General features: G+C 65.1%; 25 protein-coding genes. 15 read left to right on the top strand and 10 right to left on the bottom strand.

The genetic code is table 11. The annotated features are described in order from the left end of the window. Both IE116_RS14660 and IE116_RS14655 read right to left on the bottom strand, forming a co-directional pair. A complete protein-coding gene (locus IE116_RS14660) occupies positions 1-906 on the bottom strand; it encodes an NAD(P)/FAD-dependent oxidoreductase (protein ID WP_189613539.1) in 906 nt (301 codons plus the stop codon). A gap of 72 nt (positions 907-978) precedes the next feature. Then, entirely contained in the window at positions 979-2,607 is a 1,629-nt protein-coding gene (locus IE116_RS14655; protein ID WP_189613538.1) for an ATP-binding domain-containing protein, read from the bottom strand. Between the two features lie 140 nt (positions 2,608-2,747). Between IE116_RS14655 and dapF the strand changes: the two genes are divergently transcribed. The 12 genes from dapF to hslU all read left to right on the top strand — a co-directional run bounded on the left by dapF (position 2,748) and on the right by hslU (position 13,133). Then, complete coding sequence (gene dapF, locus IE116_RS14650) at positions 2,748-3,623, top strand: diaminopimelate epimerase (protein WP_189613536.1); 876 nt, start codon at positions 2,748-2,750, stop codon at positions 3,621-3,623. 52 nt (positions 3,624-3,675) lie between these two features. Continuing rightward, positions 3,676-4,368, top strand: coding sequence for a DUF484 family protein (locus tag IE116_RS14645; protein WP_229828183.1), 693 nt, complete (start codon positions 3,676-3,678; stop codon positions 4,366-4,368). Between the two features lies 1 nt (position 4,369). Then, a complete protein-coding gene (gene xerC / locus IE116_RS14640; protein WP_189613534.1) occupies positions 4,370-5,407 on the top strand; it encodes a tyrosine recombinase XerC in 1,038 nt (345 codons plus the stop codon). A 116-nt stretch (positions 5,408-5,523) separates the two neighbouring features. Further along, a complete protein-coding gene (locus IE116_RS14635; protein WP_229828475.1) occupies positions 5,524-6,537 on the top strand; it encodes an asparaginase in 1,014 nt (337 codons plus the stop codon). A gap of 111 nt (positions 6,538-6,648) precedes the next feature. Continuing rightward, entirely contained in the window at positions 6,649-7,842 is a 1,194-nt protein-coding gene (locus tag IE116_RS14630) for a class I SAM-dependent rRNA methyltransferase (RefSeq protein WP_189613530.1), read from the top strand. 293 nt (positions 7,843-8,135) lie between these two features. Beyond that, positions 8,136-8,666, top strand: coding sequence for a Fur family transcriptional regulator (locus IE116_RS14625; RefSeq protein ID WP_189613529.1), 531 nt, complete (start codon positions 8,136-8,138; stop codon positions 8,664-8,666). 3 nt (positions 8,667-8,669) lie between these two features. Then, complete coding sequence (locus IE116_RS14620) at positions 8,670-9,815, top strand: CobW family GTP-binding protein (RefSeq protein ID WP_189613528.1); 1,146 nt, start codon at positions 8,670-8,672, stop codon at positions 9,813-9,815. 154 nt (positions 9,816-9,969) lie between these two features. Next, the gene (gene dksA, locus IE116_RS14615) at positions 9,970-10,347 is read left to right on the top strand and encodes an RNA polymerase-binding protein DksA (RefSeq protein ID WP_229828472.1); all 378 of its coding nucleotides are present in this window, start codon (positions 9,970-9,972) and stop codon (positions 10,345-10,347) included. A 202-nt stretch (positions 10,348-10,549) separates the two neighbouring features. Continuing rightward, positions 10,550-10,762, top strand: coding sequence for an AbrB/MazE/SpoVT family DNA-binding domain-containing protein (locus tag IE116_RS14610; RefSeq protein WP_189613523.1), 213 nt, complete (start codon positions 10,550-10,552; stop codon positions 10,760-10,762). Next, the gene (locus IE116_RS14605) at positions 10,762-11,091 is read left to right on the top strand and encodes a type II toxin-antitoxin system VapC family toxin (RefSeq protein ID WP_229828182.1); all 330 of its coding nucleotides are present in this window, start codon (positions 10,762-10,764) and stop codon (positions 11,089-11,091) included. The genes IE116_RS14610 and IE116_RS14605 overlap by 1 nt, the downstream gene beginning before the upstream one ends. A gap of 186 nt (positions 11,092-11,277) precedes the next feature. Beyond that, on the top strand, positions 11,278-11,814 hold the full coding sequence (gene hslV, locus IE116_RS14600; protein ID WP_189614663.1) for an ATP-dependent protease subunit HslV: 537 nt from the start codon (positions 11,278-11,280) through the stop codon (positions 11,812-11,814). Between the two features lie 2 nt (positions 11,815-11,816). Continuing rightward, positions 11,817-13,133 (top strand): ATP-dependent protease ATPase subunit HslU, encoded by a 1,317-nt coding sequence (gene hslU, locus IE116_RS14595; protein WP_189614662.1) that lies wholly within the window; start codon positions 11,817-11,819, stop codon positions 13,131-13,133. 54 nt (positions 13,134-13,187) lie between these two features. Here the strand turns inward: hslU and IE116_RS14590 are convergent, their stop codons facing one another. The 4 genes from IE116_RS14590 to IE116_RS14575 all read right to left on the bottom strand — a co-directional run bounded on the left by IE116_RS14590 (position 13,188) and on the right by IE116_RS14575 (position 17,014). After that, positions 13,188-13,772 (bottom strand): TetR/AcrR family transcriptional regulator, encoded by a 585-nt coding sequence (locus IE116_RS14590; RefSeq protein ID WP_189613521.1) that lies wholly within the window; start codon positions 13,770-13,772, stop codon positions 13,188-13,190. A gap of 114 nt (positions 13,773-13,886) precedes the next feature. After that, on the bottom strand, positions 13,887-14,174 hold the full coding sequence (locus IE116_RS14585) for a copper-binding protein (protein WP_189613519.1): 288 nt from the start codon (positions 14,172-14,174) through the stop codon (positions 13,887-13,889). Between the two features lie 148 nt (positions 14,175-14,322). After that, positions 14,323-14,733 (bottom strand): Cu(I)-responsive transcriptional regulator, encoded by a 411-nt coding sequence (cueR, locus tag IE116_RS14580; RefSeq protein WP_189613518.1) that lies wholly within the window; start codon positions 14,731-14,733, stop codon positions 14,323-14,325. Between the two features lies 1 nt (position 14,734). Next, positions 14,735-17,014 carry a heavy metal translocating P-type ATPase gene (locus tag IE116_RS14575; protein ID WP_189613515.1) on the bottom strand — a complete coding sequence of 760 codons (2,280 nt, stop codon included), beginning with the start codon at positions 17,012-17,014 and terminating at the stop codon, positions 14,735-14,737. Positions 17,015-17,288: 274 nt separating this feature from the next. Here IE116_RS14575 and argB point away from each other — a divergent pair, with 274 nt between their 5' ends. The 3 genes from argB (at position 17,289) to slmA (ending at position 19,690) form a co-directional block, all read left to right on the top strand. Further along, on the top strand, positions 17,289-18,224 hold the full coding sequence (gene argB / locus IE116_RS14570) for an acetylglutamate kinase (RefSeq protein ID WP_179583787.1): 936 nt from the start codon (positions 17,289-17,291) through the stop codon (positions 18,222-18,224). Continuing rightward, complete coding sequence (locus IE116_RS14565) at positions 18,224-19,039, top strand: pyrimidine 5'-nucleotidase (RefSeq protein WP_189613513.1); 816 nt, start codon at positions 18,224-18,226, stop codon at positions 19,037-19,039. The genes argB and IE116_RS14565 overlap by 1 nt, the downstream gene beginning before the upstream one ends. A gap of 69 nt (positions 19,040-19,108) precedes the next feature. Beyond that, positions 19,109-19,690: a nucleoid occlusion factor SlmA gene (slmA, locus tag IE116_RS14560; RefSeq protein ID WP_189613511.1), complete on the top strand. Its 582-nt coding sequence runs from the start codon at positions 19,109-19,111 to the stop codon at positions 19,688-19,690. Between the two features lie 13 nt (positions 19,691-19,703). Here the strand turns inward: slmA and IE116_RS14555 are convergent, their stop codons facing one another. The 4 genes from IE116_RS14555 to gpmA all read right to left on the bottom strand — a co-directional run bounded on the left by IE116_RS14555 (position 19,704) and on the right by gpmA (position 24,309). Then, on the bottom strand, positions 19,704-20,453 hold the full coding sequence (locus tag IE116_RS14555; RefSeq protein ID WP_189613509.1) for a HesA/MoeB/ThiF family protein: 750 nt from the start codon (positions 20,451-20,453) through the stop codon (positions 19,704-19,706). A 10-nt stretch (positions 20,454-20,463) separates the two neighbouring features. Continuing rightward, positions 20,464-21,981, bottom strand: a complete 1,518-nt coding sequence (locus tag IE116_RS14550) for a S41 family peptidase (protein ID WP_189613507.1) — start codon at positions 21,979-21,981, stop codon at positions 20,464-20,466. Positions 21,982-22,114: 133 nt separating this feature from the next. Beyond that, complete coding sequence (locus tag IE116_RS14545; RefSeq protein ID WP_229828181.1) at positions 22,115-23,560, bottom strand: murein hydrolase activator EnvC family protein; 1,446 nt, start codon at positions 23,558-23,560, stop codon at positions 22,115-22,117. Continuing rightward, positions 23,557-24,309 (bottom strand): 2,3-diphosphoglycerate-dependent phosphoglycerate mutase, encoded by a 753-nt coding sequence (gene gpmA / locus IE116_RS14540; protein WP_189613505.1) that lies wholly within the window; start codon positions 24,307-24,309, stop codon positions 23,557-23,559. Before gpmA ends, IE116_RS14545 begins: the two co-directional genes overlap by 4 nt. Between the last annotated feature and the right edge of the window lie 120 nt (positions 24,310-24,429).

Genomic DNA, 24,429 nt, shown 5'->3' with positions numbered 1-24,429 from the left:
TCAGGCGAACACCAGCGACTGATGCACCGCGACGCCCGCCTGGAAGCCATCGCCCACTGCCGAGGCCAGGCTGTGCGTGGCCCGAGCCGCATCGCCGCAGGCGTACACGCCGGGCACGTCGGTCGCCTTGCAGGAATCGGTGCGGATGAAGCTGCCGAAGGGGCCTTCTTCCAGGGTGCAGCCCAGCTGTTCGGGCAGTGCACTGGTCATGCGTTGACGCGGCGCCACGAACAGGCCGCGCAAGGCCAGGCGCCGGCCATCGTCCAGCACGACCGTTGCGTGCTCATCAATGGATGCCACGACGCCGTCCACGATCGTCACGCCGCGCGCCTGCAGTTGTGCGGCCTGGTCGGCATCCAAATCCACACAGGCATTCGTGAACAGCGAGACCGTGCCCCAGTCGGTCAGCATCATGGATTCGTGCACCGACAACGCGCCGGTTCCGATCACGCCCACCTCCCCCAGGTCCAGTTCGTAGCCATCGCAGTAAGGGCAGTTGAAAACCGTCTTGCCCCAGCGCTGCGCCAGTCCGGGAATGTCGGGAAGGTCATCGGTCAGGCCGGTGGCCAGCACCAGCCGGTCGGCGGCGACCGACACCCCATCGTTGCAGGTGACAACGAAGCGCTCGCCATCCGGCTGCGTCTCGCGCCGGACCTGTTCGGCCAACGCGTCGCGCCATTGCACATTGGGATAGGCCAGCAATTGTTCGCGGCCCAGCGCCGCGATGGCGGCGGGATCCTTGCCGTCATGGCCCAGGAAACCGTGCGCCCGCTCGACCGTGCGATTGCGGCGCTGGCCCGCGTCGATCATCAGTATGCTGCGCCGGGCGCGGGCGAGCGGCATCGCCGCGGACAGGCCGGCATAACTGCCGCCAACGACAATGACATCGAAGTGCTGCGGGGACATGCAAGTTTCCTGAAGTCGGGAGCCCGATCCAAGCAAGCAGCGCGCCCGCGCAGTGATCACATGAACCGACTGTCAGCTTTCCAGCCAGTCCTTGGGCGACCGCTTCGACACCACCAGCACCAGCTTGATCATTGCCCGCGTCGCCCCCACGAACAGCTTGCGCTTGGTCTTGGTATCGAGCGTTTCGAAATCGATCTCGGTAAACACCACGGCCGCCGCGGCCTGGCCCTTGAAGCGATAAATCGACTCCATCAGCACGTCGCCTTCCGAGAATTCCGGCTTGCCGAACAGGTCGTAGGTGCCAGTGAAGGTGCGCATGGCATGCGGCCCGAACTGCGACTGGCGCAGCAAGGCCGAGTGCTCGCGGCCACGAAATCCGATCACGGCAATATCGCTGCGCTTGAAGCCCGCCGCCAGGCAGTGCGAGATCGCCTTCTTGGTGTGATCGATCAGCTGCGCGTCGTCGTCATACACCATGACTTCCACGTCAGATGTCGCGATGGGCCCGCAGGGTTCAATGTTGACCGTATCCGGCAACAGGTTCTGCAGCAGCTTCACGACGCTGCGCGGGCTGCGGTAGTTGGCGGTGGCGTGCAGCGTCACCCACTCGGGCAACTGCACGGGTGGCTTGTCGTACAGGTTCTGCATGGGGTCTTCCAGCCACACGATGCGCGCATCGGGCGCCGCATGGCGCAGCACGATGTCGCGCCAGTGGTCGGTGAAGTCCTGGCCTTCATCCACGATGACCGTGTCGAACACCATCGACGGCGGCACCGGAATCCTGGCGGCCTGCTCGACCAGATCGTCGAACACGCTGGCGCGCGAAAAGTCGGCCTGCGTGCCGATCGTGCGCAGCATGGCGCCGCACAAGGTATGGAAGGTGCAGGCCATGCCGCCTTCGGGCGCGACCTCGGCAAAGTGGTCGGCCAGCGGACGGTTGAAGCACACATACAAGGGCCGCTTGCCGGCATCGATCGCATTGCGGTATTCGGCCTGGGCCAGCAGCGTCTTGCCCGACCCGGCCGTGCCGATCACGTGCAGGCGGAAGGGCTCGAATTCGAGTTGATGCGCCCAATGCGTCAAGCCGCCCGAAATCCGGGTGACCATGGCCTGCGCGCGGCCCACCATGACACTGGTGTCCGGATGCAGCTGGATGACGTCGCTCAGGAACCGGTGCACGTGCGCGCCCTGGCCGTTTGGCGGGCCCGGCGGAATGGCGGCCTGGATGATGGCGCACAACTGGTCGCGGCGGTCGGCGTCGACGATGCGTTCCGGCGCCAGCCCGGCCGTGTCGGGAAAACGGACCAGGTAATCGGGGCAATAGAGCAGGTACTCGACCCGCACCGTGCCGATGTTGGGCCGCTTCGACAGCCGGCTCTGCAGCACCGACACCTGGCGCGCCAGCTGCACCCGCACGTTCTTGGCGCCGTCAGGGTATTTCTTGAAGATGCCTTCGGGCGTCTCTTCCAGGAAGCCGGCCTGCTGTTCGATCAGGAGCAGTTCGCCGGCCGGGCTGACCACGGCAAAGTCGATGTCGCCATAGATCGAAAAGCCCTGCTCGACGTTGGTCCAGTGGACGGCGTGATAGACGGTGTAGCCCTCGGGCAGCCCGCGCGCGAGCAGCGCCAGGGTTTCGATTTCGCGCTGGGCGGCGCCGGTGGCGCTGACTTCGCGCCAGCCGTCGGGAACGATACGGGCCATGGTCAACCGGGAAGAAGAGGGCAAGTGCGCAGAATAGCAAGCCCGGCGCGCTGCCTGCCCCCTTCGTTGGAAACCTGCTGTTGCGGCGGCCGGGTCACCCGCGCGCGGCCGGAAGTGCAACAAGGTGCGATAATCCGACAATGGACTGGCACTTCACCAAAATGCACGGCGCAGGCAACGACTTTGTCGTTCTCGATGGCGTTCGGCAAAACATCACGCTTACCCCCGAGCGCGCGCGCAAGCTCGCCCATCGTCAATTCGGTGTCGGGGCCGATCAAATCCTGTTGGTGGAACCTGCGACGCGGGCCGACGCCGACTTCCGGTATCGCATCTTCAATGCCGACGGTGGCGAGGTTGAACACTGTGGCAACGGCGCCCGCTGCTTCGTCCGCTTCGTGCATGAGCAGGGCCTGACCGACCGCAACCCGATCCGCGCCGAGATCTGCACGGGCATCATCGTGCTCAGCGAGCAGGACGACGGCGAGGTCAACGTCGAAATGGGCCGCACCAGCTTCGAGCCGGCGGCGGTTCCGTTCGACAGCGCCGGCCTGGTGCCGCGCATCGAAGGCAACGACCAGCTTTGGCCGCTCGACCTGCCGTCGGATGACGGCGCCGACCGCCAGGTCTGGGTGTCGGTGGTTGGCATCTCCAATCCGCATGCGGTGCAGGTGGTGGACGATGTCGATACCGCCCCGGTCGCCACCGTCGGCCCGCGGGTCGAAAGCCATCGCCGCTTCCCGCGCCGCGTCAACGCGGGCTTCATGCAGATCGTTGACCGGCGCAACATCCGGCTGCGCGTGTTCGAGCGCGGGTCGGGCGAAACGCTGGCCTGCGGCACGGGCGCCTGCGCCGCCGTGGCAGCCGGCATCCGCCGTGGCCTGCTCGATTCGCCGGTACGTGTCCAGACACGTGGCGGCGTGCTCACGATCGCGTGGGACGGTGAACAATTGGTCATGACCGGCCCGGTCGTGACGGTCTTCCAGGGCGTGATCGACGTCGACACCCTGCTGGGCTGAACGCGGTCGCCCGGCGCTTCCCCGCCGGGCACTCCCTGGAAGAAGGTAATCAATGGATCTAGAAAAGCACACGATGGACGCCAACGCAGTCGCGCAATACTTGCAGGACCACTCCGATTTCTTTGAACAGCATGCCGAGCTCTTCAGTACGCTGAAGGTGCCTCATCCCCACGAAGGCCGCGCGATTCCGCTGGCCGAACGCCAGGTGCTGGCGCTGCGCGAACGCGTGCGCGGCATGGAACTGCGGGTGGCGGAACTGGTTCGCAACGCCGCCGAGAACGAACATATCGCCGACAACCTGCAGCGCTGGAGCCGCGCGCTGCTCAAGGAACCGTCGGCGCGCAAGCTGCCCGACGTGCTGACCACCGGCCTGGCCGATATCTTCAGCGTGCCCGATGTGGCTCTGCGGGTGTGGGGCCTGCCGGTCAAGGCCGACGGCGCCGGCGCGGGCGACGCCCCTGCCTGGCAAGGCAGCGTGACCGACGACGTGCGCAGCTTCACCAACAGCCTCATGTCGCCGTACTGCGGCCCGAATTCGGGCTTTGAGGCGGCCACGTGGCTGGAGCGGTCGGTCGGCTCGATTGCGCTGATCCCGCTGCGCGTGGGCCTGTCGCCCCAGGCCTTCGGCCTGCTGGTGCTGGCGTCGCCGGATCCGGATCGCTTTTCGCCGTCGATGGGCACGGCCTTCCTGGCGCGCATCGGCGAAGTCGCCAGCGCGTCGCTTTCGCGCCTGCTGGCGGACTGACATGACAGGCGCGCCAGCCGACACCGTTCCCCTGGCGCCGCAGATGCTGCAGTGGTTGCAGCATCTGGAAACCGCCCGCCGCTATTCGGCCCACACCCTGTCCGCCTACCGGCGCGACCTGCAGCAATTGATCACGCTGGCAGGCAGCCTGCCGCTGGCCGACATCTCGTCCGGCCATATCCGCCGGTATCTGGGGCAGTTGCACGCCCGCGGCATGGGGCCGCGCAGCCTGGCCCGCATGCTGGCGTCCTGGCGCGGCTTCTACCAATGGTGGGCGCCGCAGGCGGGCCTGCCCGGCAACCCGGTGGCCGGGCTGCGTGCGCCCAAGGCGCCGCGCGGACTGCCCAAGGCGCTGTCGGTCGAGCAGACCCAGGCTTTGCTGGACCATGTGCCCGGCACGGTGGGTGGCGTGGCCGCGCTCCTGTCCGAACCCGACCGGCTGGTGGCCAGCCGCGACCGCGCCATGTTCGAGCTGTTCTATTCCAGCGGGCTTCGCCTGTCGGAATTGACAGGACTGGACGTGCGTTACCTGAAGACGGCACAGTACGAATCGGCCGGCTGGATCGACCTGGAAGCCGGCGAAGTCAGCGTGCTGGGCAAGGGCGGCAAGCGCCGCACGGTGCCCGTGGGCGAGGCCGCCCGGACCGCGTTGACCGCCTGGCTGGCCGACCGGCCGTCCTTGGCGAAAGACGACGCGTCCCGGCTGGCGGCCCATCCCGCCGACGCCAATGCCTTGTTCGTGGGTGTCCGTGGCGCCCGCATTGCCCCCCGCGTCGTGCAGACGCAGTTGTCCCGGTGGGCGCAGGCGGCTGGCGTGCCGGCGCATGTCCACCCGCACGTGCTGCGCCACAGTTTTGCCAGCCATGTGCTGCAGTCCGCCGAAGACCTGCGCGCCGTGCAGGAAATGTTGGGTCATGCCAGTATTTCCACGACGCAGATCTACACCCGGCTCGACTTCCAGCACCTGGCCAAGGTGTATGACAAGGCCCATCCGCGTGCGGCGCGGGCGGCGCCCGACGACAAGAAAACGTCGTCCTGACCCAACGCCGGCCTGCCGACGACCAGGACGACACACCGTTTTTTCAGGGGGAAATGTCCATGACCATTCAGCACCTTGCCCGCCGTTCCACCGGCGCCGTCTTCCTTTTCGTCGCCATGACGTGCTGCGCGATGGCGCAGAACCTGGCAAATGTCGTCATTCTGGGCACCGGCGGCACCATTGCCGGCGCGGGGGCGGCGGCGACCAATACGTCGGCGTATCGCTCGGCCGTCGTGCCGGTCGACGCCATCATCGAAGCCGTGCCCGACATCAAGAAACTTGCCAACGTCCGCGGCGAGCAGGTCTTCCAGATCGGCAGCGAAAGCTTCAATGACGAACGCCTGTTGACACTGGGCCGCCGCGTGGCCGACCTGGTCAAGCGCGATGACGTCGATGGCGTGGTCATCACCCACGGCACCGATACCATCGAAGAGACCGCCTACTTCCTGAACTTGGTCATCCGCAGCACCAAGCCGGTGGTGATAGTCGGGTCGATGCGTCCGGGCACGGCCTTGAGCGCCGATGGGTCGCTCAATCTGTACAGCGCCGTGCTGGTGGCGGCCACCCGGGAAGCGGGCGGCAAGGGCGTGCTGGTCGTGCTGAACGACGAAATCCATTCGGGTCGCGACGTGAGCAAGACCAACACCTTCAAGCTCGAGACCTTCAAGTCGCCCTACGGTCCGCTGGGTTATGTAGTTGAGGGCCAGGCGCAGTTCTACCGCCTGCCGGCGCGCGCGCACACCGTCAACAGCGAATTCGATATCGCGCAATTGACGGCCCTGCCCAAGGTCGGCATCGCCTATGCCTACGGCAACGTGGATCGCGCGGCGGTCGACGCGATCGTGGGCGGCGGCGCCAAGGCCCTGGTCTATGCGGGCACGGGCAACGGCAGCGTGTCGGAATTCATGGTGCCTGCGCTGCAGGATGCCCGCGGCAAGGGCCTGCAGGTGCTGCGCGCATCGCGTACGGGCAGCGGCGTGGTGGTCCGCAATGGCGAGCAGCCCGATGACAAGTACGGCTGGGTCGTCGCCGGGGACCAGAACCCGCAAAAGGCGCGCATCCTGATGGCGCTGGCGTTGACCCGCACCAACGATGCTGCGGCGATCCAGCAGATCTTCTGGAAGTATTGAACCCGGGGGCACGGTCCCCAACGGCGCCCGGCTGTCAGCACGCCGGGCGCCGATCGCATAACATCCCCGCTTTCGTGAATCCGGGCGCCCGCCGCCCGCAAGAGAACCCCCATGAGTGAAGTCGTCCTGAAGTCCGGCAAAGAACGGTCGCTGCTGCGCCGCCATCCCTGGGTGTATGCCACCGGCATCGCCCAGACCGTGGGCCGCCCCCTGTCGGGCGATACCGTGCGGGTGGTGGACGACAAGGGACGCTTCCTGGCGTGGGGCGCCTTCAGTCCCGAATCGCAGATCCGCGTGCGCTGCTGGAGCTTCAACGAGCAAGACACCATCGATGCGGCCTGGATGGCGCAGCGGGTGCACGAAGCCGTGGCACGGCGCAGTTCGCTGGCCGCGCGCAGCAACGGCGCGCGCGTCGTGTTTGGCGAGGCCGACGGCCTGCCGGGTTTCGTGGCCGACCGGTATGCCGGCCAGCTGGTGGTGCAGTTCCTGGCGGCCGGCGTCGAACGCTGGCGCGAGGCCCTGGTCGACGGACTGGTTGCCGCAACGGGCTGCACGCAGGTGTATGAACGGTCGGACGCCGCGGTGCGCGAACGCGAAGGCCTCGAATCGCGCGTCGGCCCGATGCGGGGCGACGCGCCTTCCGCGCCGATAGAGATCGTTGAAGACGGCGTGCGCTACGGCGTGGACGTCCTGCACGGTCACAAGACCGGTTTCTACCTGGACCAGCGTGAAAGCCGCAAGCGCGTGGCCGAACTGGCGGCGCAGATCGGCCCGTCGGCCACCATCCTGAATTGCTTTTCGTACACCGGGGGCTTTTCCTTGGCCGCCATGAAGGCCGGAGCGGCCCGCGCGATATCGGTGGACTCGTCGGCCGACGCCCTGGCAGCCGCAGCGCAGAACGCGGCCCGCAACGACATCGATCCGGCCGCATTCGAGTGCCGCATCAGCAAGGTGGCCGACGCCCAGCGCGCCCTGGCCGCCGAAGGCCAGCAGTTCGACATCGTGGTGCTGGACCCGCCCAAGTTCGCCCCATCCGCCCACCACGTGGACAAGGCCGCGCGCGCCTACAAGGACGTCAACCTGAAGGGCATGCGTCTGGTCAAGCCGGGCGGCTACCTGCTGACCTTTTCATGCTCGGGCGCCATCACCGTCGATTTGTTTCAAAAGATCGTCGCCGGCGCCGTGACCGACTCGCACCTGGAATTCGTCCTGCTGGAACGCCTGGCCGCCGGCATCGACCACCCGATGCGCATGACGCACCCCGAAGGCGAGTACCTGAAAGGCCTTCTACTCCAACGTGTGTGAGCGCTCGCAACAGCACATCCGGGTGATAAAAGCGCTGCTGCACACAGGAGGGAACAGCGGATCTGGCTCCGCCAGTCCGCCAGTTCCGCCCCTGGGGGAGGCGCGCAGCGCCCAGGGGGGGCTTGAATATTGAGTGTTTGGACATACATGTAGCGCCTGTTGACGGCGATTCGTGTTACACCGTCCGCTGCTTTTTTCGCGGTATCAGGGTGGGTAAGTTCGGGTTTGCGGGTTGATTGCAGCATGTGCTGTAATCCGGCGCCCTCATTACCCGCCGCTCACAGGAGGAATGCGTGGAGGAACAAGCTCGCGAAGCGATTCGCACTCAGGGCGCGCGGGTGACTGCGACCCGGGTGCGGGTGCTGGCGACCCTGTTGGACGCAGTCAGCGCCCTCACGCATCAGGAAGTGTTCGACCGGATCGGCAAGGCAGTGTCCGTCGATCGGGTCACGGTCTATCGCGTACTGGAATGGCTGGTGCAATCGGGCCTGGCGCACCGGATTGCCGGTGAAGACCGGGTCTGGCGCTTCAGCGCGCTGCACCAGTCCGACCACGATCACCCGACGCACGACGGTCATGACGGCGAGGCGCATACCCATGCCCAGCACGGTCATTTCCAGTGCGATACATGCCGGCGCATGTTTTGTATCGACGCCCCGGTGGGCATCGAGCAGACATTGCAGCGCCTGCCCGCCGGATTCGAAGGGCGCGACGTGGAGATGGTCGTGCGAGGTTTGTGCCCCGCCTGCGGCAAGCAGGCCGTGCAGGCCGCCGCCCCATCCACACGTCGACGCAGTAAAGACGCATTGCGCAAGGAGCTCTAATTCATGTCGTCCGCCAAGAAAAGCACTACCGCACAGATTCCGGTCACCATCCTGACCGGCTTCCTGGGTGCGGGCAAGACCACGCTGCTCAATCGCATCCTGACCGAATTCCATGGCCGCCGCGTCGCCGTCATTGAAAACGAGTTCGGACCGGAAGGGATCGACAACGATCTGCTGATCCAGCACAACGACGAAGAAATCGTCGAGATGAACAACGGCTGCATCTGCTGCACGGTGCGTGGCGATCTGGTGCGCATCCTGCTCGAACTGAAGGCCAAGCGCTACGCCGGCAAGCTCAATTTCGAGCGTGTGATCATCGAGACCACCGGCATGGCCAACCCCGGCCCGGTGTGCCAGACCTTTTTCATGGACGACGACGTGTCGTCGTACTTCAAGCTCGACGCCGTGATCACGGTGGTCGATGCCAAGCACGGCATGACGACGCTGGATGAACAGCCCGAAGCCCTGAGCCAGGTCGGCTTTGCCGACCGCGTGCTGGTGTCGAAGATCGATCTGGTGGCCGATGCCGAGTACCAGGCGCTGCGCTCGCGACTGTTGCGTATCAACCCACGCGCAACGATCACGCCTGTAAATTTTGGTGAGGTCGACCTCAAGGAAATCATCGATATCAATGGCTTCAATTTGAATGCCATCCTTGATATCGACCCCGAGTTCCTGGCCGAAACCCACCCCGACGCCAAAGAATCTCACGACCACGATCATGGGCACGACCACGATCATGGGCATGACCACGGACACGAGCACGCGCACGACGATCACGACGCCGCGACGTGCACCGATCCGACCCACGATCACGGGCATGGCCACGCACATCATCACCATCACGACGACGCCATCGGCGCCTTCGTTTTCAAGTCGGATAAGCCTTTCGACTCCATGCGTTTGGAGGAGTTTCTGGGGGGCATTGTGCAGGTGTACGGAACGGATTTATTGCGGTACAAGGGAATTCTGTATATGGACGGCGTCAACCGTCGCATGCTGTTCCAGGGCGTGCACATGCTGATGGGCGCAGATGTCGGTCGGGCCTGGGGTCCGAACGAAAAGCGCTCCAGCAAAATGGTGTTCATCGGCCGTAACCTGCCGAAGGACGTCTTCATGCACGGGCTGGAGCAGTGTCTGGCTGCTTGAGCCCGCTCAACGCCATATTGGCACTCGAAGCGCGGGGCATGCGATGGTAACGAAAGCGGCACCAAAAACCCAAGAAGTCACTCAGGAGGACGCGTTGGAAAGCGTGATTACCAAACCGGCCACGGCCGTGATCTCGGAACAAGCGCTGTTGGCCATGCCAGAAGCCGAGTACATGAACGACGTGCAGCTCGCCTTCTTCAGGGCCCGTCTGCAGGAAATCGAACGCGAACTGCTCCAGAACGCCGGTGAAACCACCGAGCATCTGCGCGAAACCCCCTTCGTGCCCGATCCCGCCGATCGCGCCACGATCGAGGAAGAACATGCGCTGGAACTGCGCACCCGCGATCGTGAACGCAAGCTGCTCAAGAAAGTGCAGCAGGCGCTGCAGCGCATCGACGGTGGCGACTACGGCTGGTGCGAAGAGACCGGCGAGCCGATCGGTGTGCCGCGCCTTCTGGCCCGTCCGACCGCCACGCTCTCGCTCGAAGCGCAGCAGCGCCGTGAGCTTCGCCAGAAGCTGTACGGCGACTGAGTCCGCATTTCCGCCGGCCCACGCCGGCGGCGTATCACGCTGTCCATGAATCCCTGCGTCAGGCCCGCCCGTGTATCGGGCCGGTCAACGACGCGGGGATTTTTTTATCCTGCCGAACCGGTGTGTGCGCAAAGCAAAACTGCTAACGTAATGAAGCAGGATTATTCTTACCATATTGCGATCGGTGCTTAAGAGGTATGAAGTGGCAGCTACCGCGACGTTGTCCAGCAAGTTCCAGATCTCGATTCCCAAGGCCGTGCGCGAAGAGCAGCATTGGGAAGCAGGGCAGGAGCTGGTGTTCATTCCCAAGGGCGCGGGGGTGCTCGTCATGCCTGTCCCCACGTTCGACCAGCTGTCAGGCATTGCCAAGGGCGCGCGAACTGACGACGTCCGCGACCGCAAGGACCGCTACTGATGGCGACCGCGTGGCGGGTGGTCGATACCTCTGCCTGGATCGAGTGGTTGACAGGCAGCCCGCTGGGAAAAAAGCTGGGGAAGCAGTTCCCGGACAAGCCGCAGTGCATCGTGCCGACTATCGTGCAGCTGGAGCTCTCGAAGTGGCTGAATCGTGAGCTGGGCGAAGACCAGGCTGACCAAGTCATTGCCTACACGCAAAAGTGCGTCGTGATCCCCTTGGACACCTCCATCGCCCTGTTGGCTGCGGAGCTGCATCGCGACCACAAGTTGGCGACCGCCGATGCCATTGTCTACGCGACTGCACGCATCAGCGTGCGGAACTGCTGACGTGCGATGCCCATTTCAAGGGCCTTCCTGACGTCGCGTTCTTCTCTAAAACGGCATAAGGGCGCCTGCAAACGGTCCCGTGCATCAGGCCGGTCAACGACGCGAGGATTTTTTTCGTCCATTTTTCGTTCCGGGGTCTTGCCTGGTCCGCGGGCTGTCCCCATCTGTCCTGACATGGAAAAAGACATCGAACAATTTCACGGCACGACGATCGTCAGCGTTCGTCGTGGCAGCCGCGTCGCCATCGGCGGCGACGGACAGGTCACCCTCGGCAACATCGTCATGAAGGGCACGGCCCGCAAGGTCCGCCGCCTGTACAAGGATTCGGTCCTGGCAGGCTTCGCGGGCGCGACCGCCGACGCCTTCACCCTGATCGAACGGTTCGAGGCCAAGCTGGAAAAGCACCAGGGTCACTTGCTGCGCGCCGCCGTCGAACTGACGCGCGACTGGCGCACGGACCGGGTGCTGCGCAAGCTTGAAGCCATGCTGATCGTGGCCGACGCGACGACCACGCTGGTCTTGACCGGCAACGGCGACGTGCTCGAGCCCGAACACGGGCTGGCCGCGATCGGATCCGGCGGCTCGTATGCGCATTCGGCCGCACTGGCCCTGCAGCAGAACACCGACTTGCCGCCCGAAGAGATCGTCAAGAAGGCGCTGACCATTGCCGGCGACCTGTGCATCTACACCAATCAACACCACACGATCGAGGTGTTGGGATGAACATGACCCCTAGTGAAATCGTTTCCGAACTCGACAAGTTCATCGTTGGCCAGAACAAGGCCAAGCGCTCGGTCGCCGTCGCGCTGCGCAACCGCTGGCGCCGCCAGCAGGTGCCCGAGCCCCTGCGTCATGAGATCCACCCCAAGAACATTCTGATGATCGGACCGACGGGTGTCGGCAAGACCGAGATCGCCCGCCGCCTGGCCAAGCTGGCCGACGCGCCGTTCGTAAAGGTCGAAGCGACCAAGTTCACCGAAGTGGGTTACGTGGGCCGCGACGTCGAAACCATCATTCGCGACTTGGCCGAAGTGGCCGTGAAGCTGGTGCGTGAAAACGAAATGCGCGGCGTGCGGACGCAGGCCGAAGACGCTGCCGAAGACCGCATCCTGGACGTGCTGGTGACGCCGCCGCGCGATGCATCGGGCAATCCGATCCGCGAAGACAATGCCGCGCGCCAGACCTTTCGCAAGCGCCTGCGTGAAGGCCAAATCGACGACCTCGAAATCGAGATCAACGTCGCGCAGACCGCGCCGCAGATGGAAATCATGTCGCCGCCCGGCATGGAAGACATGACCGAGCAGATCCGTGGCATGTTCGCCGGCATGGCGCAGGACAAGAAAAAGCCGCGAAAGATGCGCGTGAAGGAAGCCTTCAAGCTGCTGGTGGAAGAAGAGGCCGGCAAGCGTGTGAACGAAGAAGAACTGCGCACCAAGGCGATCGCCGCGGTGGAGCAGAACGGCATCGTGTTCCTGGACGAGATCGACAAGATCGCCACGCGCCAGGAAACCAGCGGGTCCGATGTGTCCCGCCAGGGCGTGCAACGCGATCTGCTGCCGCTGGTGGAAGGTACGTCGGTCAAGACCAAGTACGGCATGATCAACACCGACCACATTCTGTTCATTGCGTCGGGTGCATTCCACCTGTCGCGGCCGTCGGACCTGATCCCGGAACTGCAGGGGCGCTTCCCGATCCGGGTCGAGCTCGATTCGCTGTCGGCGCAGGACTTCGTGCACATCCTGTCGGATACCGATGCGTCGCTGATCAAGCAGTACACGGCGCTGCTGGGCACTGAAGAAGTCACCCTTGAATTTACGCCCGACGGCATCGAAAAGCTGGCCGAGCTGGCGTTCGCGGTCAATGAAAAGACCGAGAACATCGGGGCGCGCCGCCTGTACACGGTGATGGAAAAGCTGCTGGAAGACCTGTCGTTCGACGCCACCAAGAAGTCCGGCGACGTCATCCGCATCGACGCGCCGTACGTGGTCGAACGCCTGCAGGAAGCCGTGGCGCAGCAGGACCTGGCGCGCTACGTGTTGTAAGGCTGCCGGCCTTCAGGGGGGCAGGCCTTCAAGCCTGAAGGCCCGTCCGCCGGCTCATCGGGCGGACGTCTCGCCCAGCAGCAGGTCCGTCATCAGATCGGCGACCGCGGAAATGTTCCGTGCGTCGCCGCTTCTCTGATTGATCACGAATCCGTCAAACGCCATCCAGATGACATGCGCCAGGATGCCGTTCCTGGCCAGTGCCTGACGTTTGGGCGGCAGGCTTTCCAGGATCATCTCGGTCAGGAAGGTTTCGACGGCGGCGAGCAGATCGGCGGGCTTGCCTGTGTTCCGCGGCGCCGAGGCCAATGCCTCGATCAGCGCGTTCGCGAACGACGGTTCCGCCTTCGGAATGTCGTCCCAGATCCCCATGAAGATACGCTTGAGCTTGCTGCGCGGCGAGCGCGACCGGCGCACGGACTGCCGCAGCGTATCCAGCTGTCCGCCCAGCCAGGGGCAGTAGATCTCGTACAGGATCAGCAGCTTGGAATCGAAATACACATACAGGTTGGCCACGGTCATGTTGGCTGCCCCGGCGATCTCCGCCATGGTCGTGGCGGTATAGCCTTGTTGCGAGAAGAGGTGGAAGGCAGCTTCCACGATCGCTTCCCGCATCCCCTGTTTCTTGACTTGCGGCACGGTGTCTCTTTGCTTTCGTAAGGGTGGTCTGGATGCGGGCAGTGTAGAACAGCCCCGCGTCCTTCCTCACGTCTGCAGCAAGACGTTGTAGCGCTGCACCAGGGGTAAAAACGATCAGCGCTCCAGCGCCGTAATCGTGTATTGGCCGTTGATCTTGTCGGCGGCAAAGCGGACCTTGTCGCCCGGCTTCACGTTCTGCAGCATGGCGGGGTCGGCCACGTGAAAGACGAGCGTCATGGCGGGCAGATCCAGGTTGGAAATGGCGCCATGCTTGATGGTGATCTTGCCCGCGGCGGCATCGATGCGACGCACTTCGCCGCTGGTGGTGGCCGAGGCGGCCATGACCAGGCTGGTGGCCAGCAGCGCGGCGGCTGCGGCAATAACGGTCAACGTTCGTTTCATGCGGTCTCCTTGAGACGATGGTGCAATGCACATGCTATCAGGCCAGCGCGCGCCGCACCGGCGTGGGTATGACGAGGTGTAAATGCACGCGGTGGGCGATCGGGGCGGGCTCGATCCTGATGCGTGGCCGCGCCTGTCAATGGCGCCGTCAACCCGCCTCCGCGCGTCCCTCCAGGCCGGCAAGAATCGGGCAGTCTGGCCGATGGTCGCCATGGCAGTGCGACGCGAGGTTTTCCAGGGTGTCGCGCATGGCCTGCAAGGCGCGGATCTTGTCGTCCAGTTCCCGGACGTGGCCCATCGCGAGCGCCTTCACATCCGCACTGGGCCGGCCCCGGTCCTTCCACAACTGCAGCAGCGTGTCGATCTGCGCAATCGAAAAACCCAGGTCCCGCGCGTTGCGAATGAACTGCAGCGTGTGGATGTCGTCGTCCTGATACAGCCGGTAGCCGGCGTCGGTGCGGCGTGCCGCGGGGATCAGGCCGATGGACTCGTAGTGACGGATCATCTTGGCCGATACGCCCGACGCTTTTGACGCATCGCCGATATTGAGCGCGCTCATGTCAGACCTCTTTGGCCAGTGCGGTGGTGACGACCCGCGATGCAGCCGGGGCCGGTGCCGGCGCGCGGCGCGGTGCGGGGGACCAGCGCCGCAGCAGCACGGCATTGCTGACCACGCACACACTGCTCAGCGCCATGGCCGTGCCGGCCAGGACCGGGTTCAGCCATCCCATCGCGGCCAGCGGGATGCCGACGACGTTGTACGCAAAGGCCCAGAACAGGTTCTGATGGATCTTGCGCGTCGTGCGGCGCGAGATCTCGATCGCGTCCGCAACCAGCCCGGGGTCGTTGCGCATCAAGGTGATGCCCGCCGTCTGCATGGCCACGTCGGACCCGCTTGCCATCGCGATGCCGACATCCGCGGTCGCCAGGGCAGGCGCGTCGTTGATGCCATCGCCGACCATCGCGACCCGCCGTCCTTCGGTGCGCAAGCGCGCCACGGCGGCAACCTTGTCGGCCGGCAGCATCTGGCTTTCCACATGATCGATGTTGAGCGCATCGGCCACTGCCGCGGCGCTGCCGGCGTTGTCGCCGGTCAGCAGCACCACCTGCACGCCCAGGCGGTGCAATTCCGCCACCGCCGCCGCCGATTCGGGGCGGATCGTGTCACCAAAGGCGAGCAGGCCGAGGAGGGCGGGCGCAGCCGGCTCCGCTCCGCCGGCAGCCAGCCACGACACCGTGTGGCCTGCCGCTTCGGCCTCTCGCGCCGCCAGCGCCAACGCGTCGGTCGACACGCCCAGTTCCCGCATCAAGGCCCCGCTGCCCAGCCATACGCTGCGACCTTCCACGTCGCCGCGCAGGCCCTTGCCCGGCAAGGCCTGCGTCTGGTTGCTGGCGGGCACGTCGCCGCCTTGCGCCTTTTGTGCATCCAGCACCGCCTTTGCCAGCGGATGCTCGCTGCCGCGTTGCAGGGCGGCCGCCAGCCGCAGCACGGCGGCATCCGACGCGGTCCCCCCGACCGACTTGATCACCGTCAGCGTCGGATGCCCGGCCGTCAAGGTCCCGGTCTTGTCGAAGGTCACGCAATCGACCCGGTGCGCGGTTTCCAGCGCCTGACCGTCCTTGATCAGGATGCCGTGACGGGCAGCCACCCCCGTCCCCGCCATGATGGCGGCCGGCGTGGCCAGTCCAAGCGCGCAGGGGCAGGCAATTACCAGCACGGCCACGGCATTGAGCAGCGCCTGCGGCCAGTCGTGCGTGGTCAGCCCCCACCCCAGCAGGGTTACCAGCGCGATCAGCAGCACGATGGGGACGAAGATGGCGCTGACGCGATCAGCCAGCCGCTGCAGCGGCGCCTTGGTGGCCTGCGCGTCTTCCACCAGCCGCACGATGCGCGCCAGTGTGGTCTGGCTGCCGATGGCGCGCGTGCGCACCGCCAGCAGGCCATCGCCATTGATCGATCCTCCGGTCACCCGGTCGGCCACGGTCTTTTCCACCGGCCGGCTTTCGCCCGTCAGCATGGATTCATCGGCATAGCTGCGGCCTTCTTCGACCTCGCCATCGACCGGAATCCGCGCGCCGGGCTTGACCAGCACCAGGTCACCCACCCGCACCTGGCCGATGGGAATCTCGATCTCGCCCTCGGCTTTGCCCTCGCCCTGCGCACGCCGCACCCAGGCGGTATCCGGCCGCAAGGCCTGCAGCGCCCGCAGCGCCTCGGTGGTTTGCCGGCGCGCCCGGGTTTCCAGCCACTTGCCCAGCAGCACCAGGGTGATGACCGCGGCCGACGCCTCAAAGTACAGATGGGGCATGTGGTCGCCGCCATGCTGCAGCAGTTGCCACACCGACAGTCCATACGCCGCCGAGGTCCCCAACGCAACCAGCAGGTCCATGTTGCCGGTGCCGGCCAGCGCTGCCTTGGCCCCCGCGCGGTAGAAGCGCGCGCCCAGCCAGAACTGCACCGGGGTGGCCAGCAGCCATTGCAGCCAGCCTGGCAGCATCCAGTCCCGACCCGCCACCATGCCTACCATGGGCAGGATCAGCGGCGCCGTCAGGACCGCCGCGACCACGACCGGCCAGGCGTCGGGCAGTTTGCTGGAGGGTGGGGCGGTGTCATCGGCCAGCGCGCGGGCCTCGTAGCCGGCCTTTTCGATGGCGGCCGTCAGGGCTTCGACCTGCACGCCGGGCGCATCGACGTGTGCCTGTTCGGTCGCCAGGTTGACTGAGACATCGCGTACGCCGGGCAACTTGCGCAGCGTGCGCTCGACGCGGCCTACGCACGAGGCGCAGGTCATTCCCCCGACCGACAGGCGGTGCGTGGCGTGAAAGGCAGCGGCATCCATGGCACAACTCCAGAAGACAAGGACTTCACTTTCAAGCCTACCATGATGTCAAGGTCAAGCCCTGCCGCCCGGCCCGGTGCACAACCCTGTGGGCAAGCTGTGGACGACCGGTGGACAGCCGGTGGACAGTGCGGGAAAACCGGTGAACAAAGGCGTGGACAAGCCTGGGGATGGCGTGTGGACAAGCCCAGGTCACCCTTGCGTACATTCGTGTCACGCCGCAGTGGCTACAATCGGGTTTTTCGTCGCTCGACACTTTCCTTCAGGCGCCTTCATGACAGATTTCACGCAAGCAGATTCCTCGTACGCCGAGAAGGCCGGTCCGCTGGTTACAACGCTGACGCCGCGCATCAAGGCCGAGGTGCTGGCCGAGGCGCTGCCCTATATCCGCCGCTTCCACGGCAAGACCATCGTCGTCAAATACGGCGGCAACGCCATGACCGAAGAGCGCCTGCAGCGCAGCTTCGCGCATGACGTCGTGCTGCTCAAACTGGTCGGCATCAACCCGATCGTCGTCCACGGCGGCGGCCCGCAGATCGACAGCGCCCTGAAGCGCGTCGGCAAGCAGGGCACGTTCGTCCAGGGCATGCGCGTCACCGACGCCGAAACCATGGAAGTCGTGGAATGGGTGCTGGGCGGCGAAGTCCAGCAGGACATCGTGATGATGATCAACGAGTTCGGCGGCAAGGCCGTCGGACTGACCGGCAAGGATGGCGGCCTGATCCGCGCCAACAAGATGCGCATGCCCGACAAGAACAACCCGGGCGCTTTCCTGGACCTGGGCTTTGTCGGCGAAATCGCATCGATCGACCCGTCGGTGGTCAAGGCCCTGCAAGACGACCAGTTCATTCCGGTCATCTCGCCCATCGGTTTCGGTGAAGACGGCCTGGCCTACAACATCAACGCCGACCTGGTGGCCGGCAAGATCGCCGAAGTCCTGCGCGCCGAAAAGCTGGTCATGATGACCAACACTCCGGGCGTGCTGGACAAGAATGGCAACCTGCTGACCGGCCTGACGGCCAACAAGATCGACGAACTGTTCGCCGACGGCACCATCTCGGGCGGCATGCTGCCCAAGATCTCGTCGGCGCTTGAAGCCGCCAAGAGCGGCGTCAATTCGGTGCACATTGTCGACGGCCGCGTCGAACACGTGCTGCTGCTCGAAATCCTGACCGCGCAGGGCGTTGGCACGATGATCCGGTCGCACTGATGACCGACCACCTCGTCGTCAGCGATGCGGCGGCGCGCGCCACCGGCGTGCCCGCCCTGGGCGATTTCCGGCGGCAGGTGAAGCGCCCGCTTGGCCGGGTGCGCGCCAGCCGCCGTGTGCTGCCCGCCGGCAGATCCAGGGAACTGGTCTGGTTCTTTGACCTGGACAACACGCTGCACGACGCGTCGCACGCCATCTTTTCGCACATCGATTTGTCGATGACGGCGGCGGTTCGCGAAACATTGAACGTGTCCGAAGAGGAAGCCCACGCGCTGCGCAAGAAGTACTGGCAGCGCTACGGGGCCACCCTGATCGGCATGGTGCGGCACCACGGCGTGTCCTCGGCGGAGTTCCTGCATCGCAGCCACAACTTCGATATCCGGCCTTTGGTGCGCGCAGACAAAGACCTACGCAATCGCCTGGACAAGCTGCCGGGCCGCAAGGTGCTGCTGACGAACGCTCCGCATAATTACGCACGGACAATCCTTTCGCATCTGGGTATCCTGCGTTGCTTCGACAGCCTTTGGGCCGTCGAAGACATGCGCTTCCATGGCGACTTCAAGGTCAAGCCGTCACCCGCCCTGATGCGTCATGTGCTGGCGCACGAAGGGGTCAGCGCCCACCGTGCCGTGCTCGTCGAAGACACTGCCGCCAACCTTCGGGGCGCGCGTCAGGTTGGAATGCGCACGGTCTACGTCAGGCACCCCGACACCCCGTTCGCCAAGACCCACCGTGGCCGGCCGATGTTCATCGACCTTCAAGTAAACTCGGTCAGTCACTTGTTGTTACAGCGTCGCCTGCTCCGTCGCGTGTAGTCCTGCCCCCGGGTGAGGGCCACCCGGGACAGCGACGAAGATTCCTTCTTTACACGGATTCAGCGCGTTATGGCGGCCATCAAGTCAGGCGAAAGAAAGACCCAGATCCTTCAGATGCTTGCAGAGATGCTCGAGCACCCCAAAGGCGAGCGCATCACCACCGCGGCCCTGGCTGCCCGGCTCCAGGTGTCCGAAGCGGCGCTCTACCGCCACTTCGCCAGCAAGGCCCAGATGTTCGAAGGGCTGATCGATTTCATCGAAACGTCCATCTTCGGCCTCATCAACCAGATTGCCGACAGCGAAGCCAGTGGCATCGCCCAGAGCCGCAAGGTCATCTCGCTTTTGCTGTCCTTCGCGGAACGCAACAAGGGGCTGACGCGCGTGCTGGTCGGGGATGCGCTGGTGATCGAAGACGAGCGCTTGCAGGAACGCATGAACCAGTTCGTCGACCGCATCGAAGCGTCCTTGCGGCAAGGCCTGCGCAATGCCTTGTCGTTAGGCGAACTGCCGCCGGCCGACGACATCCACGCGCGCGCCAGCCTGATCCTGCATTTTGTGTTGGGACGGTGGCAACGGTATGCCAAGACCGGCTGGAAAAAGTCCCCGACCGAATTCCTGGATTCGCAGATGGTGTTGATGCTGCGCGCGTAGCGCCGCGGAAACGTCAGCGGCCTGAGCAGACCGGGCAGCCCGGATCCCGGGCCACGCGCACGCTGTGCCACTCCATGCTGAGCGCTTCCAGCATCAACAGCCGGCCTGACAGGCTTTTGCCCACGCCGGCGATGAGCTTGATCGCTTCGGCCGCCTGCATCGATCCAACGATGCCCACCAGGGGTGAGAACACGCCCATGGTGGCGCAGCGTTCCTCCTGGACATCATCGCCATCGGGAAACAGGCAGTGATAGCAAGGCGCAGTGGCGTCCCGCAGATCAAAGGTACTGACCTGCCCGTCGAACCGGATGGCCGCGCCCGATACCAGCGGCGTGCCGTGCGCCACGCAGGCGCGGTTGACCGCATGGCGCGTCGCAAAGTTGTCGGAACAATCCAGCACCACATCGGCCTTGGCCACTTCGGCAGCCAGCGCGTCGCCCGCCAGCCGCACCGTCAGCGCGATCACCTCGACGTCGGGGTTGATGGCATTGAGCGTGCGCCGGCCCGAGTCGGCCTTTGGCTGGCCGATACGGTCGGTGGTATGAAGAATTTGCCGCTGGAGGTTGGTCAGATCGACCGTGTCGTCGTCGGCCAGCACGAGCGTGCCGACCCCGGCCGAAGCCAGGTAGTAGGCGGCAGGCGATCCCAGACCGCCTGCGCCGATGATCAGGACCCGCGACGCGATAATCCGCGCCTGTCCTTCGATCCCGAGTTCATCGAGCAGGACGTGGCGCGAATATCGCAATAGCTGGTCGTCGTTCACTTCGCCGGGTTCACTTCGCCGGCGCGGGAGTCGGCTTGATCACATCCACAGGCTTGTCGGCCTTGTCACCGTCGGACGGACGGTTCGGCTTCGAGCCCTTTTCTTCGTTGGCCTTGGACGCGGCCTGCTGCGCCGCTGCCTTGGCAACGTCTTCGGCCTTGGCCACCTGCACCGGACGGCCGGCCAGCTGGTTCAGCGCCTGCTGCAGCTGGAAGTCGTCGGCGCCACCGAACTCGATCGGCTTGAGCGCGGCCTTGCGTTGTTCGGCCAGCTTTTCAGGGTCCAGGACTGCGGACTTCTTCTCTTCCGGATCCTTGTCATTGATCAGGTGCTTGGCCAGGTCGGCCTCGCGAGGACGCTCGAACAGATCGCCGTCGGGCGTTTCGGTCACGGCCAGATCCGGGATGATGCCCTTGGCCTGGATCGAACGACCCTTGGGGGTGTAGTAGCGCGACGTCGTCAGCTTGATGGCCGATTCGCGCGAGATCGGCAGGATCACCTGCACCGAGCCCTTGCCGAAGGTTTGCGTACCGAGCACCTTGGCGCGGTCCGTGTCCTGCAACGCGCCGGCCACGATCTCCGAAGCCGATGCCGAGCCGGCGTTGACCAGGACGACCATCGGCACGGTCTTGGCCCACGTCGGCAGACGCTTCATGTAGTCGTCGCTGCTGCGCAGGTAATCTGCCGGCACCGATTCGTACTTGCGCTTGGAGTCGGGCGTGCGGCCGTCGGTCGTCACGATCACCGAACCCGGCGGCAGGAAGGCGCCCGCAACACCGATGGCGCTGTGGAGCAGGCCGCCCGGATCGTTGCGCAGGTCGAGCACGAGGCCCTTGGGGGCGCCGTTCTTGCCCAGGCGATCCAGGTGCGTGATCAGGTCCGCGCCAGTCTGTTCCTGGAACTGCGACACGCGCACGTAGCCCACGCCGTTGTCCAGCGTCTTGCTGCGAACGCTCTGCACCTTGATGACGTCACGCTCGATCTTGACGACCAGCGGGACGTCGGCGCCCTTGCGTACCAGGGTCAGCACGATAGGCGTCTTGGGCTTGCCGCGCATCAGCTTGACGGCGTCGTTCAGCAGCAGGCCCTTGGTGGACTTGTCATCGATCTTGATGATCAGGTCGCCCGCCTTCACGCCGGCGCGTGCCGCCGGAGTGTCTTCAATCGGGGAAATCACTTTGACAAAGCCGTCTTCGGTGCCGACTTCGATACCCAGGCCACCGAATTCACCCTGCGTCGTGCTTTGCATTTCGCGATAGGCGTCGGCGTCCAGATAGGCCGAATGCGGATCCAGGTCGGACAGCATGCCGGCGATCGCGCCGTCGATCAGCTTCTTGTCCTCGACAGGTTCGACGTAGCTGCTCTTGATCGTGGCGAAAACGCTGGAGAACTGGCGGAGTTCTTCGAGGGGCAGCGGGCCACGCGTGTCGCGCTGGGCGACGGCGGTCAGGCCAACGCTGACCAGAACGCCTGCCACGACGCCCACGCTGACCAGGCCAATACTGCGAACTTTACTTTTGCTGCCCATGTATTCCTCCGGGGCTACGATCGGAATGATCCACGGTTGGACATCCGACTGGCCTGCGGGTTCGGTTGGAGGTTGAAAATGATGGATACGGCGATGCGCCGCGCTGATGACAGGATTATCCGGTTCTTGCGCGTTAACGCAATGCAGTCCATTTGAGTGGATCGAACGGGGCGCCGCGGAACCGGAGCTCAAAGTATAGGCCCGATTCCGACTGCCCCCCGGTCGCGCCTACATTGGCGATCACATCGCCGCTGGAGATGCTGTCGCCGACATGTTTGAGGATGGACTGGTTGTTACCATAAATCGACAAATACTGACTTCCATGGTCGACGATCACCAGATTGCCGAATCCCCGGAGCCAGTCGGCAAACACCACCTTGCCCGGGGCGACGGCATGCACCGTCGTCCCTTCGCCGGCGCGGATGAACACCCCGCGCCAGCTGCCACCCTCGCCACGCGGCGAGCCGAAGCGCCCGACCACGTCGCCGCGCACCGGCAGCCGCAGCCGGCCGCGCAGTTTTTCGAACTGGCCGGACAGCGATGCATCGGGCACATCGTCATTGCGGGCCACGGCGGTTTCAGGCGGTGGCGGCGGGGGAGCGGGGCGCACGGCCACCGGAGGCGGCTCGGGCGGCGGGGTGCGGCCCTGGCGCGCCGCTTCGGCCCGCGCACGGGCCTGGGCCTGCGCCTGGGCTTTGGCCGCCGCCTCGGCACGACGCGCTTCGGCCGCAGCGGCTGCCGCCACGCGCCGGGCTTCGTCTTCGCGCCGTTTCTGCTCGGCGATCCGCTTCTGGCGGGCCTCTTCGGCCTGCCTGGCAAGCATGCGCGTCAGATCGTCGATCACGCGCGACAGGCGCTGCTCGTCGCGGGCGACCGCGGTGGCTTCCTTGCGCTGGCTGTCGAGCTGCGCCGAGATCGTTTCCATGACCTTGCGGCGTTCGGCGGATTGCTTGAGCAATTCTTCGCGCTGTTTGCCCTCTTCCTTGGCCAGCGTGTCGAGTTCCGCCCGCCGGTTATCGGCCTGGTTGCGCAGCTGGTTCAGCTGTTCCAGTTCGGAACGCAGGTCGACGACGGCCGCGGCGCGAGCCTGCGACACATAGCCCAGATAGGACAGATTGCGGCCCAGCCGCTGGGGGTCGTCCCCCGACAGCAGGGCGCTCCACGGCGTGATCCCGCCGGTGGCGTATTGCTTGCGCAGCAGGTCGCCCAGGTTGTCCTGGCGCCGGGCCAGTAGGGCTTCCTGCGTCGCAATCTGCGAATTCTTGGCATCGAGTTCCGCGCGGGCCTTGGCCTGCGAGGCGGAAAGCTCGGTAAGGCGCCGATTGGTGCGGGAAATGGTCTGTTCCGATTCCTTCAGCGCATCGGCGGCATCGGATTTGGCCTCTTCCTGCTCCGCAATGTCTTTCTTGAGGGCTTCCAGGCGGGTGCGCAGCGCTTCCCGCTCGCGCGCCACCACCTTGGGATCGGAAGGTGCCCCGGACGGGGGCGTGGTGGCGGACTGCGCCGCCACCGCGGCCGACGTGCCGCTGGCCACCAGGACCAGCGCAGCCAGCGAAAACGTCGCCGCGTGCAGGATCACTGGGGCTTCGCCTTGCCTTGTGCGGCCACGGCGGCCATGGCGGCTGCGATCTCATCCGCATTGCCGAGGTAGTAGTGCTTGATCGGCTTGAGGTTTTCGTCGAGCTCGTACACCAGCGGCTGCGCGGTCGGGATGTTCAGGCCCACGATTTCGTCGTCGGACACGTTGTCCAGGTGCTTGATCAGGGCGCGCAGGCTGTTGCCATGCGCCGCGATCAGGACACGCTTGCCGGACTTGATGGCGGGGGCGATCGACTCGTTCCAGTAGGGCACGACGCGCTCCACCGTATCCTTCAGGCATTCGGTGGCGGGCAGTTCGGCGGCGCTGAGCGTGCTGTAGCGCGGGTCGAACCGCGGGTGGCGCTCGTCGTCCATGTCCAGCGGGTTCGGCGCGATGGCGTAGGCACGGCGCCAGATCAGCACCTGCTCGTCGCCGTACTTGGCGGCCGTTTCCGACTTGTTCATGCCTTGCAGGGCGCCGTAGTGACGCTCGTTCAGGCGCCAGCTGTTGACCACCGGCAGGTACATCGCGTCCATCGTGTCCAGGGCGATCCACAGCGTGCGGATGGCGCGCTTGAGCACCGATGTGAAGGCGATGTCGAAGCCGTAGCCCTCGCGTTGCAGCAGTTCGCCTGCCTTGCGCGCTTCATCGCGGCCTTTTTCGGTCAGGTCGACGTCTGTCCAGCCGGTGAACCGGTTGTCAAGGTTCCATTGGCTTTCGCCGTGACGCATCAGTACGATTTTGTACATGGGATAGGGGCGGCGCTGCCGCAAAGGTGAAGGTTGAATACAATCCGGCGTCCCGATCCATTTGGGCCGGGACGCCGCCGAAAGCTTGAAATTTGGCACGCAACCCCGACATTTTATAAT

This window comes from Pigmentiphaga litoralis (assembly GCF_014651835.1).
Lineage (GTDB): Bacteria > Pseudomonadota > Gammaproteobacteria > Burkholderiales > Burkholderiaceae_B > Pigmentiphaga > Pigmentiphaga litoralis.
This window is presented reverse-complemented; position numbering and strand designations above follow the sequence as displayed.

Bases quoted from the DNA above. Each gene is read 5' to 3' on its own strand.
- IE116_RS14660 (WP_189613539.1), bottom strand. From the start codon at position 906: ATGTCCCCGCAGCACTTCGATGTCATTGTCGTTGGCGGCAGTTATGCC.
- IE116_RS14655 (WP_189613538.1), bottom strand. From the start codon at position 2,607: ATGGCCCGTATCGTTCCCGACGGCTGGCGCGAAGTCAGCGCCACCGGC.
- dapF (WP_189613536.1), top strand. From the start codon at position 2,748: ATGGACTGGCACTTCACCAAAATGCACGGCGCAGGCAACGACTTTGTC.
- IE116_RS14645 (WP_229828183.1), top strand. From the start codon at position 3,676: ATGGATCTAGAAAAGCACACGATGGACGCCAACGCAGTCGCGCAATAC.
- xerC (WP_189613534.1), top strand. From the start codon at position 4,370: ATGACAGGCGCGCCAGCCGACACCGTTCCCCTGGCGCCGCAGATGCTG.
- IE116_RS14635 (WP_229828475.1), top strand. From the start codon at position 5,524: ATGACGTGCTGCGCGATGGCGCAGAACCTGGCAAATGTCGTCATTCTG.
- IE116_RS14630 (WP_189613530.1), top strand. From the start codon at position 6,649: ATGAGTGAAGTCGTCCTGAAGTCCGGCAAAGAACGGTCGCTGCTGCGC.
- IE116_RS14620 (WP_189613528.1), top strand. From the start codon at position 8,670: ATGTCGTCCGCCAAGAAAAGCACTACCGCACAGATTCCGGTCACCATC.
- dksA (WP_229828472.1), top strand. From the start codon at position 9,970: ATGCCAGAAGCCGAGTACATGAACGACGTGCAGCTCGCCTTCTTCAGG.
- IE116_RS14605 (WP_229828182.1), top strand. From the start codon at position 10,762: ATGGCGACCGCGTGGCGGGTGGTCGATACCTCTGCCTGGATCGAGTGG.
- hslU (WP_189614662.1), top strand. From the start codon at position 11,817: ATGACCCCTAGTGAAATCGTTTCCGAACTCGACAAGTTCATCGTTGGC.
- IE116_RS14585 (WP_189613519.1), bottom strand. From the start codon at position 14,174: ATGAAACGAACGTTGACCGTTATTGCCGCAGCCGCCGCGCTGCTGGCC.
- cueR (WP_189613518.1), bottom strand. From the start codon at position 14,733: ATGAGCGCGCTCAATATCGGCGATGCGTCAAAAGCGTCGGGCGTATCG.
- IE116_RS14575 (WP_189613515.1), bottom strand. From the start codon at position 17,014: ATGGATGCCGCTGCCTTTCACGCCACGCACCGCCTGTCGGTCGGGGGA.
- argB (WP_179583787.1), top strand. From the start codon at position 17,289: ATGACAGATTTCACGCAAGCAGATTCCTCGTACGCCGAGAAGGCCGGT.
- IE116_RS14565 (WP_189613513.1), top strand. From the start codon at position 18,224: ATGACCGACCACCTCGTCGTCAGCGATGCGGCGGCGCGCGCCACCGGC.
- slmA (WP_189613511.1), top strand. From the start codon at position 19,109: ATGGCGGCCATCAAGTCAGGCGAAAGAAAGACCCAGATCCTTCAGATG.
- IE116_RS14550 (WP_189613507.1), bottom strand. From the start codon at position 21,981: ATGGGCAGCAAAAGTAAAGTTCGCAGTATTGGCCTGGTCAGCGTGGGC.
- gpmA (WP_189613505.1), bottom strand. From the start codon at position 24,309: ATGTACAAAATCGTACTGATGCGTCACGGCGAAAGCCAATGGAACCTT.